Raw genomic sequence first — 12,332 nt, forward strand, 5'->3', positions numbered from 1 at the left:
TCCTGCTGGGAGCTTTCGGAGGAATGGCCGAGCGGTTGAAGGCACTTGTCTTGAAAACAAGCAGGGCGAAAGCTCTCGTGGGTTCAAATCCTACTTCCTCCGCCAGATGATTCGCCCCGCCTTCGTGCGGGGCTTTTTCCTAGAAGCGTGCAAGGAGCGCAAGGAACGCATGTGCGTCTGAGGGCCGTTCGCCCATGAAGAGCGCTTCCTTTAGCGAGGCGCGGGCATCGATTCGTAGAGATCGATGATCTCGGCGCGGTTGTGCGTGTCGCATTTGCGATAGATGTTGCGCAGGTGCGATTTCACCGTCGCTTCCGAGATGTAGAGCGCGTTCTCGATATGTTTGAGGCCGTGTCCCGTGACCCAAAGCTCGAAAACGTCGCGTTCGCGGCGCGAAAGCCCGTACGCGTCGACGAATCGGGCGATAGGGTCGGGTCCGTATGCTGCTGCGGCTTCCTGAGGAATCGCGCGCGGTTGCGCAAAGGAGGTTTCCGCGGCCGTATTCTCGGGGCGGTTCGTGCGGTCTTGGTCGCCCGAAACGACTTCCGAGCACCGCATCTCCGCGCCTTTTCCTATCGTCGTGCCGTGCTCGGCGCGTCCGTCGCTCGTTTTCGTCGACGGATTGTCGGATCGCCTGCATTCAGGCGCGTCGTTCGATGCCTCGCCGTTCTCATCGACGTTGATGACGAACGTGCCGTCGCCGAATGCGAATCCGACGGCGATGATGATGAGCACGATGATGATGCCCGAAAACAAGGCTTGGTCGACCATCGCCGCCGCGACGTTGTGCCCGAGCACGTTTCCGAGGACCTCGGCGAGCCAGCCCACGGCGAAGACCGCATACGCTTGCACCGGAGTCGAGCGGGCGGCGATGCAGAGCACGGTCCATAGCACGACATCGGCCGTGATGTAGGTGAAATACAAGAGCGACACGCTGATGTGCAGAACGCTGCCCAACACGAAGGCGAGCGCCGCGATGGCGACCATGAGCATCTTATAGAGCATCGAGGTGTCTATGGTCTTACGTACGATGCGGGCGCTTGCGATGAAGAACGCCGATCCGAGAAGCGGAATGAGGAGATAGATGGGATTGAGTGCATGCACGAACGTGTCCGACTCTTCAGTGGCAACGCCTAGGGCTCCGACGACGAAGAAGACGATGGCGATGCCGAGCAGCGTTCGCGACGGCACGGCTTCCCGTACCGCTTCCACGGGGCCGTGCGATCCGTGGAAATCTCGATAATCTTGCGCCGACCGCCCAGCCTCCATGACGAGCGTGCTCGGGGGCGGCAGGAGGATCCACGAAACGAGGGGTATGGCGGTGATCGCGGCGCTTGCTGCGCGCGGCGGCAACGCCAGGATTCCGATCGATGCGGCGGCAGCGATAAGCAAGGCTATGCCTGCGCAGGTCACAATCGCGCGCGGCATCATGCGGACGAACACGTCGAACCAGGACATGAGCACGAGGATAGTAAACGTTCCGGAAAGGACCGTTCCTACCATGCCGATGGCCGGGCTTTCGGCGAAGGCGGGATACGAGTAGAGGAACGTGCCAACCGCGATCGCCGCAGCGCATGCGAGCGCGCGAAGGCTGCGGCCCGAGAACGGGGCCATGCGTCCATAGAGCGCGAGCGCGCAGAGGCAGGCGATCGCTCCTGACAGCATCGAATACGTGGTGACTGCCGTGGTCGACAGGATGCTGAACGCTCCAGAAAACAGAGAGACTGTAGCCCAGCAGCTGATGAGGCCGAAACCCGTGCCGTAGGCGATATGCGATGCCGATAGCTCGATCTTTTCCTGCGTAGACATTCATCACCCCTCGTCTCCCGACGCGCATTATCGCATAGGCGCGACGCGGCGTTCTTTACGCAGAGGCTCATGGAGCTAAAGGGATGAATTCTGCGTTTAGCCAGGTGGGCTGCTCTCATACCCGGCATTTTCAACCATAGGGGATGGTGCGCGCGCCGGTCTTCTTCGGCATAATCCCTTCCTATCGGGCTTGCGGCGGCCTGGATTCGCGCCGCGGCCGAGGAGGGATGTTCGCCAGGGAACGATCGAACCGTCCGCGTATGGGCGGACGAAGGGAAGGACGCATCATGTCTGCTTCTATGAGCCGTAGGAATTTCCTGTCCGGCGCCGCCATCGCAAGCGCCGCCATCGCCGGAGGCGCTGCGCTCGCCGGGTGCGCGCCGAAGTCCGACGGAGCCGCTGCCGAATCGAAGCCCGGCGCAGCCGCGGTGTCGACGGCTACCGTCGGATACGACGGCACCGGCGTGCTTCCTTGGCTCGGCGAGGCGCCGGTCATTTCCGACGCCGACATCGAGGAAGAGATCGACGCCGACGTGGTCGTCGTCGGCCTGGGCGGCGCCGGCGTCGTTGCGGCCCGCGCCGCCGTCGAGGCGGGCGCGAAGCTCGTGTGCCTCGAGGCCTCTCCCCGCATGAACAGCGTCGCATCCGACATGGCCATCCTCGGCGGCCAGACCATGGCGAAGTGGGGTCGCGGCGACGGATTCCTCAAGACTTTCGACGTGGTGGATATGCATATGACCGAATGCAGCCATCACAGCAAATACGGCATCATCAAGCGCTGGGCCGACGAGGTCGGCGAGACCTTCGACTGGTTCATCAGCGCGAGCCAGAGCCTGTATATCACCGACGAGACCTGGTCGGAGGTTCCTGAGGAAAGCCAGAAGAACTACCTGTATCCGTACTTCTATCCGATGCTCGAAGAATACGACTACACCAAGGAATCCATGCCCTGCTACCCGACCTCCATCGGGTTCAGCAGCCTTGAGAAGGTCATGTCCGACAACCTTCAGGTGGCCATCGACGGCGGCGCGGACGTGCGCTACAACACCAAGGGCGTCGAGCTCATCAAGGACGATGCCGGCGCCATCGCAGGCATCTACGCCCAGGCGGCCGACTCCGGCAAATACATCAAGATCAATGCGAAAGGCGTCGTCATCGCGACGGGCGACTACCTGGCCAACGAAGAGATGATGAAGTTCTATGCGCCCCAGTGCGTCGAGAACGGCATCCAGATCCTCAGCCTGGATATGGATTCCAAGGGCAGCTACACGAACGTGGGCGACGGCCACAAGATGGGCGTCTGGGCCGGTGCCGCGATCGAGCAGTGGCATGCCCCGATGATCCATCACATGGGAGGCGGCGCCGGAGCCGACGGCCGCGGCGTCATCGGCAACAACGGCTACCTCTGGCTCAACCTCCACGGCGAGCGCTTCATGAACGAAGATATCGCCGGCCAGCAGCTCGAGAACCAGGTCGAACTGCAGCCGCAGCGCAGGGCCTACCAGTTCTTCGACGCGTCGTGGCCCGAGCAGCTCAAGTTCTTCCCTGCCGCGCACGGCGTCGCCTGCATCTACCGCGAAGACGCCCTGCCGGACTACACCGCGTCCGGCCTGCGCATCAACGTGCGCACCGATGCCGATATCCAGAAGGCCGTCGACGAAGGGCGCTGCCTGAAGGCCGACACGCTCGACGAGCTGCTCTCGAAGATCGAGGGCATGGATACCGCCGCCGCCAAGGCCTCCATCGATCGCTACAACGAGCTGTGCAAGGCCGGCGAAGACACCGACTTCGGCAAGAGCGCGAAGCGCCTCTTCGCGCTTGAGAACGGCCCCTTCTACGCGGCCGAATGCGGCTGCGCCCTGACGCTCGCCAACCTCGGCGGGCTGGAATCCGACGAGAACTGCCATGTGTATTCGACCGAGCGGGAGATCATTCCCGGCCTGTACGTCTGCGGCGCTCCCCAGGGCGGGCGCTTCAACGTCCAGTATCCGATTTCCCTCAAGGGCCTGAGCGAGTCGATGTGCATGTTCTACGGGCGCGTCGCCGGTACGAATGCCGCGAAGCGCGCGTAACGCCGCGATTGAACGATTCTTGGCACGAATCGCGCGACGGCACCCCCTTCTCTCAGGCCGCCGCACGAAGGATGTCGTGCAGGCGAAGCTTCTTCGCCGCATATGACGATGGGCCGAAGGCGCGCCGCCTTCGGCCCATCGTGCGTTTTCAGGCGTTTCTGTGCACGTATAATGGCGGCATGGATTCGAACGAGCTTCATAACGCGATTCCTCCCTCGGCAGACGAGCGCATCGAGAAGGACGAGTCGTTCATGCGCGAGGCCTACGCCGAAGCGCGTCGCGCCTTCGAAGAGGGAGAAGTGCCCATCGGTGCCGTGGTGGTATGCGACGGCCGCGTTGTCGCACGTGCTCACAATCGCCGAGAAGCCGATCGTGATCCTTCGGGGCATGCGGAGTTTTCCGCCATGCGCGCCGCCGCACAAGCCCTTGGTCGCTGGCGACTTTCGGGCTGCACCGTGTATGTGACGGTCGAGCCGTGCATCATGTGCGCAGGGCTCATGCATCAGGCGCGCATCGACCGATGCGTCTGGGGAGCGCCGGATCCCAAGGCCGGAGCGCTCGGATCCCTGTATGCCATCCATGCCGATGAACGGCTCAACCATCGATTCGAATCGACCGGAGGCGTATGGGCGACGCAATGCGGGAGCCTCATGCGGGACTTCTTCGCGTGCCGCCGCGATGCGTCCGACCAAGGAGATGCAGATGCCTAAGACCGTGCGCGTGTTCTCGCCCGCCAAAGTGAACCTTCATCTCGAGATAGGCCGACGTCGACCCGATGGATACCACGACGCGTATTCGATCATGCACGCCCTGACGCTTCACGATATCGTGACGATGTCCCTTGGGGACGCGCCCGAAGCATCGGGCCTTGCGGTCGAGACATCCGCTACGTGCCTAGGCGGAGTCGAGGCGCTCGATGTCGCAACGGAAGACAATATCGCGACCAAAGCCGTGCGGGCCCTTGCGCGGGAGTTCGGCCGCGCGGCAGACGAGAAGCTGGTCATAGCCATAGAGAAGCGCATTCCCCACGCCGCCGGCCTTGGCGGCGGGTCGTCCAACGCAGCGGCCGCGCTCATGGGCGCATGCGCGCTCTGGGGGCTTCCGTCGGCCGATGCGCGCGTCGAGCGGGTGGCCGCTTCTCTGGGGGCCGACGTCCCGTTCTTCCTGCGCGGGGGCTGCGTCGCGCTTTCAGGCAGGGGCGATGCCTTCGATCATGAGCTTGTCCCTATGCGCCGCGGCCTTGTCGTCGTGCGCCCCGATGCAGGCGTTTCCACCGCGGAGGCGTATCGGGCATTCGACGAAGCCGCGGACGCCGGCGCAGCAAAGGAGGAAGCCGCATCGGCGTCCGGCCCGGGCATGCAGACGAAGGCAGCGATGGATGATGCCTCGTCCGGCACGAGGGATGGTTCGGATTTACGCCTGGGCGTCCAGGCGGCGTATGTGACGAACGCAGCCGATGTCGCGTTGTTCAACAACCTCGCGCAGGCATCCGAGCGGGTGCTTCCCGAGCTTTCCGAGATACGCGCATGGCTCGCCGCCCAGCCAGGCGTCGGCATCTCCGCGACGGGCGCGCCGGAAGTCCTGCTTTCCGGAAGCGGATCGGCCACCTTCGCCATGGTCGACGATATCGCATCGGCGCTGGCCATCGTGTCTGCGGCGAAGCTCAAGGGCTGGTGGGCGCGCAGCTGCGCCTGTTCGTCGGCCGGCGTGCGCGTGATGCCCGAGGAACGCTCTTCGAATCTCGGCGCCCAGAAGCGGGCGTGGTAAGGGAGCGGCGCGATCTCGTCTCATGTCGAATTCGCGATGCAAATCTGTATGCGTTGCGAAAAATATACGTGCAGATGGATATTTCTCCTTTCATCACCATGCATGCGTGCATAGAATTGCGCATTCTATAAAACGATGCCTCAGACGGGGCGCAGGTGAAAGCCGCCGCGTCGCGAGGTTGCGTTTCCGAATCGAGGAATGCGCATGGACAACGTGGAACTGGTTACCGAGCTCCGTCACGAGCTGCACGCCCATCCCGAACTCTCGAACCATGAGGTCTGGACGCGCCGGCGCCTGATCGATTTCCTGCATGCCCATACGCGCAACCTGGAGATCATCGACGAGGGCAAAGGATATTTCTACGCGCGTTACATCTGCCACGGTTCGAGCGAGACCGTGGCCGTGCGTGCCGACTTCGATGCGCTGCCGATCGATGAAGGAATCCGGATGCCCTGGTCATCGCGCAACCCCGGCGTTTCGCACAAGTGCGGGCACGACGGGCATTCCGCGTCCCTTGTCGGGCTTGCGCTTGAGGTCGACCAGAAGGGCGCCGACAAGAACGTCGTTTTCATCTTCCAGGATGCCGAAGAGGTCGGCGACGGCGCACGCGTGGCGTGCGAGGTCATCGAGCGCGAACGCGTCGATGAGGTGTACGCGTTCCACAACTGGTCTCGGATGGAGGCGGGGACCGTCAACGTGATAGACGGCCCCACGATGCCGGCATCCCGCGGGCTCGCCATCGCGTTCCACGGCAAGACCTCGCATGCCGCCGAACCTGAGAACGGCATCAATCCGGCGTTCGCCATCGCGAAGGTCGTGGATGCGGTGCCGGGGCTGACGCGGCCCGAGGACCATAAGGGATACGTCATGTGCACGATCGTGCAGGTGGACGTCGGGTCGGCGAACTTCGGCGTGAACGCTGGCGAAGGTCGTCTGCTCATGACCCTGCGCGCCCAATACGAAGAAGAGATCGATGAGCTGCAAGCCGCGCTCGAATCCCTGGCGCGCGAGCATGCCGCCGAGGCGGGCATGACCGTCGAGTTCGAGCTGAGCGACGTCTTCCCGGCGACGATCAATGCGAAGCAGTGCGCCGATGCGGTGCGCGCCGCAGCGGAAGCCGCAGGCGTTGCGTGGCATACCCTGCCCGACCCGTCGCCCGTGCGTGCATCCGAAGACTTCGGCTACTATCAGCAGAAAGCTCCGGGATGCATGTTCTACATCGGCAACGGGTTCGACTATCCCGACGTGCATACGACCCCGTACGATTTCCCCGACGCGAACATCGCCGTGGCGATGAAGGTGTTCTCGCGGCTCGTCGGCGTGAAGCAGGAGGGGGAAGGCGCGTCCGCAGCGGCCATCGAGGAGATGGCGCCATCTGTGACTTCGATTCGCCGATAGACGGAGTTCGGTCGAAAGAACCGGGCGTTCGTCGGGTTTTGAGCAAAAAAGGCCCGAACTGCAGGAATGCAGTTCGGGCCGTTGCGTGTTCTGGCGGAGAGATGGGGATTCGAACCCCAGATGCCCTTTTGGGGCATACTCACTTAGCAGGCGAGCACCTTCGGCCTCTCGGTCATCTCTCCGTGAAAGATGCCTTCGAATGATACCTTGACCGTTCGATATATGCAAGGAAGCGCCGTCTCTCGCGGGATCATCCGATACCGTTTTCAGGTCAGGATGCCTTTCCCCGAAGCATTGAAAATGCGCCGTTCCTTCGTTTGGCAGCGGATATAATGTAAAGACTTGTTGTAAGTGACAGGCGTGATAGAGGCGCGGCCTTCATCAGTAGCTCCGCATGCATGTCCGGAAAGACGCGGGGCGAAAGGGACGGACCGCCGAAGGGCGCAGCGGTTTCCGACGCTGCGAGCCTGGGACGCAGGACAATATCCTGCGGACTGCCGCCGATGCGGATGAGCTATCAGGGCCGGCGCGGATGGGTGCCATTCCTCCTCACGGGCCGTGATTCGTCATGGCCTGCACTGCCAGGGTAGAAGGAGAAGGACATGGAATTCGTCGGAACGTTCTGGGCGCTCGTCCCGCCTCTAGTGGCCATTGTTTTGGCCCTCATCACGAAAGAGACGTATACGTCTCTGTTCGTCGGCATCGTGGTCGGCGCCGCCTTGCTTGCGGGGTTCGATCCCGTCAACACCCTTACCTACATCATCTCCGGCACCGTGACCACGGCCGGCGGGGAAGAGGCGAACGTCGGCTTCGTCAACGCCATCGGAGATCCGGGGAATGCGGGAATCTTCCTGTTCCTGATCATGCTCGGCATCATGGTCGCGCTGATCAACAACGCCGGCGGCTCTGCCGCGTTCGGCTCGTGGGCCGCGAAGCACGTCAAGAGCCGCATCGGCACCCAGCTCGCCACCTTCGCGCTGGGCGTCTTGCTCTTCGTGGACGACTACTTCAACTGCCTGACGGTCGGCGCGGTCATGCGTCCCGTGACCGACGGCGGGCGCGTCTCCCGCGCGAAGCTTTCATACATCATCGATGCGACCGCAGCTCCGATCTGCATGATCGCGCCGATTTCCTCGTGGGCCGCCGCTGTGTCCGCCACGGCTCACGACCTCGACAGCGGCATCACGGGCATCCAGCTGTTCATCCAGGCCATTCCCTACAACTTCTATTCGCTGCTCACCATCGTCTTCGTCATCGGCCTTTCGGTCATGGGCTTCGATTACGGTCCCATGGCGAAGAAAGAGCTCGAAGCGTATCGCACGGGCGACCTGGGCGGCCTGGGCAACGATGAGAGCATGGAGAACAAACGCTCGTCCCTCTGGGACATGATCGTTCCCGTCATCGTTCTGATCGTCGGCTGCGTTATCGGCATGATGTACGTCGGCGGATTCTGGGATCCCGCCGCCGAAGGCTACGGCGATGTATCCGGCGCTTTCGCCAACACCACGGCGTCGGTCGGATTGCCGCTCGGCACGCTCTGCGCGCTCGTGATCACGTTCGCATATCTGCTTGCCCGCCGCGTCATCACATTCAAGAAGGCGACGGCCGCCATCTCCGACGGCTTCATCGCCATGGTTCCCGCGCTGCTCATTCTGACGTTCGCGCTTACGCTCAAGCTTGCGACCAACTCGCTGGGCGCAGATGTCTACGTTGCCGGCCTGATGGAGGGTGCGGCGGCCGGGCTTGCGTCCATGCTGCCCGCGATCATCTTCCTCGTCGCCGTGGGTCTTGCCTTCGCAACCGGCACGAGCTGGGGAACCTTCGGCATCCTCATCCCGATCGTGCTGCCGATCTTCCAGGGCGACCCGACGCTGCTGACCATCGGCATTTCCGCCTGCTTGGCGGGCGCGGTCTGCGGCGACCACTGCTCGCCCATCTCCGACACGACGGTCATGGCGTCTGCCGGCGCGAACGTCTATCACATCGACCATGTTTCCACGCAGCTTCCTTATGCGTTGACTGTCGCCGGCATCTCGTTCGCGATGTACGTGCTCGCCGGCTTCGTGCAGAACTGGATCATCGTGCTCCCGGTCGGCATCGCGCTTACGATCGGCACGCTGTTCGTGCTGCGCGCCACCGTCGGAAAGGAATCGGCCGCGGCGTATCGAGAGCCCATGCCGGAGCTCGCATCGGAGTAACCGACCGTCTTGGAAAGGGGAACCCATGGGAGAAAGCGCCATGCCGCTCGTCGGCATCGTCATGGGCAGCGTATCGGACATGCCGGCGATGGAGCCGTGCATGAAGCAGCTCGATGAATTCGGCATCGCCTACGAGGCTAAAGTCGCGTCGGCCCATCGCAAGCCTCTCGAAGTGCATGCATGGGCGGAATCCGCCGAGGCCCGCGGCCTGCGCGTCATTATCGCTGCGGCGGGCAAGGCAGCTCACCTGGGCGGCGTCGTTGCCGCGTACACGCCGCTGCCCGTCATCGCGGTTCCTATGAAGACGTCCGACCTGGGCGGGCTTGACTCGCTGCTGTCCATGGTGCAGATGCCCTCGGGCGTTCCGGTAGCCTGCGTCGCCATCAACGGCGCGAAGAACGCCGCCATCCTTGCCGTGCAGATGCTCGGCACGGGGGATGCGGAGGCCCGTCGGAAGATCAAGGATTTCAAGCAGGGCATGGCGGAGGCTTAATCGCATGCCCAAGAAGCTTCTCATGGGAAACGAGGCGTTCGCCCATGCGGCGTTGGCGGCGGGGGCATCCGTCATCGCCGGATATCCGGGCACGCCGTCGAGCGAGGTGATCGAGACCGTCGCCGCGCGCGTCGCTTCCGGCGGCGCTCACGACGTTCATGTCGAATGGTCGACGAACGAGAAGGCTGCGCTCGAGATGTTGGCCGGTGCGTCGTATGCCGGCGCCCGCACGCTTTTCACTTGCAAGCAGGTGGGGCTGAACGTGGCGGCAGATCCCCTGATGAGTTTGAATTACGTCGGCGTCGAGGGTGGTTGCGTGCTCTATGTCGCCGACGATCCAGGTCCCATATCGTCGCAGACCGAACAGGACACGCGACGGTTCGCGTCCTTCGCGAAGGTTCCCGTGTTCGATCCTGAGAACATCGAACAAGGCATGGATATGATGGCGGCGGCTTTCGAGCTGTCCGAGGCCTATCGCACGCCGGTCATCGTACGGCCCACCACGCGGGTCTGCCATTCGTCTACGTATGTCGATGTGCCCGATGAAACGCATGGCCGTCCGGCGCGGGGCTTCACCAAGGACGATAGCCGCTGGGTCATCTTCCCCGCGCGGTCGTATCGCGGCCACCTCGAGATCGTCGAGCGTCTCGCGCGTATTGCCGAGGATTTCTCGGATGCGCGCGGCCTCGGCCGCTTCAACCCTGTCGAACATCACGGAGAGAGCGCTCGCCTGGGCATCGTGTGCGGCGGCGTTTCGACTGCATACACGCGTGAAGCGCTTGCGATTCTGGCCGCAATGCATTCCGACGCCCTGCCCGCCTATCGGTTCATGCAGATCGGAACGCCGTATCCGTTCCCTGCCAACCTGGTCGACTCATTCGTGGACGGCCTTGACGAGATCATCGTCTTCGAAGAGCTCGACCACGTGATCGAAGACGAACTGTGCGCGCTCATGGGGCGTCGTGCGATGGACGGCCGCGCCGTCGCACGCGTGCGCGGCAAGCGCACGGGCGATACGCAGATGGCGGGCGAGAATCTCGTCGACAACGTGCTGTCCCAGCTTGAACGGATGCTCGGGCTCGCGCCGGATGCCGCAGACGATGCGGCCGCCGCAGCGGCCGCGGCAATGGCGGCGGCGTCCGATCGCGCCGGTGCCGAGACCGCGGAGAAGCGCGATCTTCCCGACATCGAGGTCCCGGTCCGTCCTCCGGTCCTGTGCGCAGGGTGCCCGCACCGCGGCGCCTTCTACGCGGCGAAGCGGGCGGCACGCCGCCGCAAGGTCGTCTTCTCGGGCGACATCGGCTGCTACACCTTGGGAAACGCCAAGCCGCTGGACGCTATCGACACCTGCCTATGCATGGGCGCGGGTATCACGATGGCTCAAGGCCTGAAGGTTGCGGAGCCCGATGCGAAGCAGATCGCCTTCATCGGGGACTCGACCTTCTTCGCGTCGGGCATGACGGGCGTCGCGAACGCCGTGTACAACGCGCACGATATCGTGATCTGCGTGCTGGACAACCGTACGACTGCCATGACGGGCGATCAGCCCCACCCAGGTACCGGCGATACGCTCATGGGCACGAAATCCGATCCGCTCGATGTGGAGGCCGTGCTGTTCGCCCTCGGAGTCAGGATGATCGAGCATGCGAATCCGCACTGCCTGGATGAAAGCATCGACGCGGTGAAGCGCTCGCTCGATTTCGCCGGCCCTTCCGCGGTCATCTTCGAAGCGCCCTGCGTGAATCTGATTCGCCCGGCATCCGCCTGCATCGTCGATCAAGATGCGTGCACGAAGTGCCGACGCTGCATCACCGCCATAGGGTGCCCCGCGATCGGCTTCATGGACGATCGCATCATGATCGACGAAACCATCTGCATGGGCTGCGGCCAGTGCGTGCAGGTCTGCCCATACGGCGCCATGACGGTGCCTGACGGCATGCCGGTCGAGGTTCGGACGGGCAAGGAGGCGCACGCATGAGGAATATCGTTCTCACGGGCGTCGGCGGCCAGGGCACGGTGCTCGCCGCGAAGGTGCTCGCCCAGGCGGCCGAGGCTCGTGGATGGCAGGTGCGCACCGCCGAGACGATCGGTATGTCGCAGCGCGGCGGCAGCGTGGTGAGCCACGTGCGCATGGGGAATGCGGGCGAGACGGTTTCATCTCCTCTGGTCGCGCGGGGCCAGGCCGATCTCGTCATCGCGTTCGAACCGGGCGAGGCCGCTCGATGCCTGCGGTTCCTCTCCTCCTCCGGAACGCTCGTGACCGCATCGCGTGCGATTCAGCCTGTCACGGCCGCGCTTGCCCAGAGCGGGTATTCGTCCGCATCCGCCCTCGCCTCCCTGCGCGAACGGTGTGATTCCCTTATTGTCGTGGACGAGGTGCCGCTGCTCGCCGATATCGGGAATCCGAAGGCGCTGAACGTCGTGCTGCTCGCGTCGGCCTGCGCCAAAGGTGTCTTGGGCCTGACGGCGGACGAGCTGAAAAGCGCGGTTGCCGCCTGCGTGAAACCCCGATTCAGGGACATGAATCTCGCCGCCGTCGACCGTGTCGTCTCTCGCATCGGCGCTTGATGCGATGCGCCGTTCGAAAGGATCTTC

General features: G+C 63.6%; 9 protein-coding genes, 2 tRNA genes and 1 riboswitch. Of the genes, 9 read left to right on the plus strand and 2 right to left on the minus strand.

What is annotated here, in order from left to right; genetic code table 11:
* The first annotated feature begins 17 nt into the window (after positions 1-17).
* A tRNA-Ser gene (locus tag HMPREF0762_RS05365) sits at positions 18-105 on the plus strand.
* A 105-nt stretch (positions 106-210) separates the two neighbouring features.
* On the opposite strand, the gene HMPREF0762_RS05370 is transcribed toward HMPREF0762_RS05365, so the two are convergent.
* Positions 211-1,809: a helix-turn-helix domain-containing protein gene (locus HMPREF0762_RS05370; RefSeq protein ID WP_006362487.1), complete on the minus strand. Its 1,599-nt coding sequence runs from the start codon at positions 1,807-1,809 to the stop codon at positions 211-213.
* A gap of 287 nt (positions 1,810-2,096) precedes the next feature.
* On the opposite strand from HMPREF0762_RS05370, the gene HMPREF0762_RS05375 reads away from it, so the two are divergent.
* The 4 genes from HMPREF0762_RS05375 (at position 2,097) to HMPREF0762_RS05390 (ending at position 7,046) form a co-directional block, all read left to right on the plus strand.
* Positions 2,097-3,881, plus strand: a complete 1,785-nt coding sequence (locus tag HMPREF0762_RS05375) for an FAD-binding protein (RefSeq protein WP_040619297.1) — start codon at positions 2,097-2,099, stop codon at positions 3,879-3,881.
* A 179-nt stretch (positions 3,882-4,060) separates the two neighbouring features.
* On the plus strand, positions 4,061-4,591 hold the full coding sequence (tadA, locus tag HMPREF0762_RS05380; RefSeq protein WP_040619299.1) for a tRNA adenosine(34) deaminase TadA: 531 nt from the start codon (positions 4,061-4,063) through the stop codon (positions 4,589-4,591).
* On the plus strand, positions 4,584-5,648 hold the full coding sequence (locus HMPREF0762_RS05385; protein WP_040619066.1) for a 4-(cytidine 5'-diphospho)-2-C-methyl-D-erythritol kinase: 1,065 nt from the start codon (positions 4,584-4,586) through the stop codon (positions 5,646-5,648). The genes tadA and HMPREF0762_RS05385 overlap by 8 nt, the downstream gene beginning before the upstream one ends.
* Before the next feature lie 204 nt (positions 5,649-5,852).
* Positions 5,853-7,046, plus strand: coding sequence for a M20 metallopeptidase family protein (locus HMPREF0762_RS05390; protein WP_115314225.1), 1,194 nt, complete (start codon positions 5,853-5,855; stop codon positions 7,044-7,046).
* Between the two features lie 91 nt (positions 7,047-7,137).
* On the opposite strand, the gene HMPREF0762_RS05395 is transcribed toward HMPREF0762_RS05390, so the two are convergent.
* Positions 7,138-7,228 (minus strand) — tRNA-Ser (locus HMPREF0762_RS05395).
* Positions 7,229-7,402: 174 nt separating this feature from the next.
* Positions 7,403-7,571, plus strand: a riboswitch (Lysine riboswitch).
* A 77-nt stretch (positions 7,572-7,648) separates the two neighbouring features.
* On the opposite strand from HMPREF0762_RS05395, the gene HMPREF0762_RS05400 reads away from it, so the two are divergent.
* Genes HMPREF0762_RS05400 through HMPREF0762_RS05415 form a run of 4 tightly spaced genes read left to right on the plus strand, consistent with a single transcriptional unit; the run spans position 7,649 to position 12,305 of the window.
* The gene (locus tag HMPREF0762_RS05400; protein WP_006362494.1) at positions 7,649-9,244 is read left to right on the plus strand and encodes a Na+/H+ antiporter NhaC family protein; all 1,596 of its coding nucleotides are present in this window, start codon (positions 7,649-7,651) and stop codon (positions 9,242-9,244) included.
* A gap of 25 nt (positions 9,245-9,269) precedes the next feature.
* Positions 9,270-9,737, plus strand: a complete 468-nt coding sequence (purE, locus tag HMPREF0762_RS05405; RefSeq protein WP_006362495.1) for a 5-(carboxyamino)imidazole ribonucleotide mutase — start codon at positions 9,270-9,272, stop codon at positions 9,735-9,737.
* A 4-nt stretch (positions 9,738-9,741) separates the two neighbouring features.
* Positions 9,742-11,715, plus strand: coding sequence for a thiamine pyrophosphate-dependent enzyme (locus HMPREF0762_RS05410; RefSeq protein ID WP_006362496.1), 1,974 nt, complete (start codon positions 9,742-9,744; stop codon positions 11,713-11,715).
* Positions 11,712-12,305 (plus strand): indolepyruvate oxidoreductase subunit beta, encoded by a 594-nt coding sequence (locus HMPREF0762_RS05415; protein ID WP_006362497.1) that lies wholly within the window; start codon positions 11,712-11,714, stop codon positions 12,303-12,305. Before HMPREF0762_RS05410 ends, HMPREF0762_RS05415 begins: the two co-directional genes overlap by 4 nt.
* The last annotated feature ends 27 nt before the right edge of the window (positions 12,306-12,332 follow it).

Origin of the sequence: Slackia exigua ATCC 700122 (assembly GCF_000162875.1) — a bacterium.
GTDB lineage: Bacteria > Actinomycetota > Coriobacteriia > Coriobacteriales > Eggerthellaceae > Slackia > Slackia exigua.

Bases quoted from the DNA above. Each gene is read 5' to 3' on its own strand.
- HMPREF0762_RS05370 (WP_006362487.1), bottom strand. From the start codon at position 1,809: ATGTCTACGCAGGAAAAGATCGAGCTATCGGCATCGCATATCGCCTAC.
- HMPREF0762_RS05375 (WP_040619297.1), top strand. From the start codon at position 2,097: ATGTCTGCTTCTATGAGCCGTAGGAATTTCCTGTCCGGCGCCGCCATC.
- tadA (WP_040619299.1), top strand. From the start codon at position 4,061: ATGGATTCGAACGAGCTTCATAACGCGATTCCTCCCTCGGCAGACGAG.
- HMPREF0762_RS05385 (WP_040619066.1), top strand. From the start codon at position 4,584: ATGCCTAAGACCGTGCGCGTGTTCTCGCCCGCCAAAGTGAACCTTCAT.
- HMPREF0762_RS05390 (WP_115314225.1), top strand. From the start codon at position 5,853: ATGGACAACGTGGAACTGGTTACCGAGCTCCGTCACGAGCTGCACGCC.
- HMPREF0762_RS05400 (WP_006362494.1), top strand. From the start codon at position 7,649: ATGGAATTCGTCGGAACGTTCTGGGCGCTCGTCCCGCCTCTAGTGGCC.
- purE (WP_006362495.1), top strand. From the start codon at position 9,270: ATGGGAGAAAGCGCCATGCCGCTCGTCGGCATCGTCATGGGCAGCGTA.
- HMPREF0762_RS05410 (WP_006362496.1), top strand. From the start codon at position 9,742: ATGCCCAAGAAGCTTCTCATGGGAAACGAGGCGTTCGCCCATGCGGCG.
- HMPREF0762_RS05415 (WP_006362497.1), top strand. From the start codon at position 11,712: ATGAGGAATATCGTTCTCACGGGCGTCGGCGGCCAGGGCACGGTGCTC.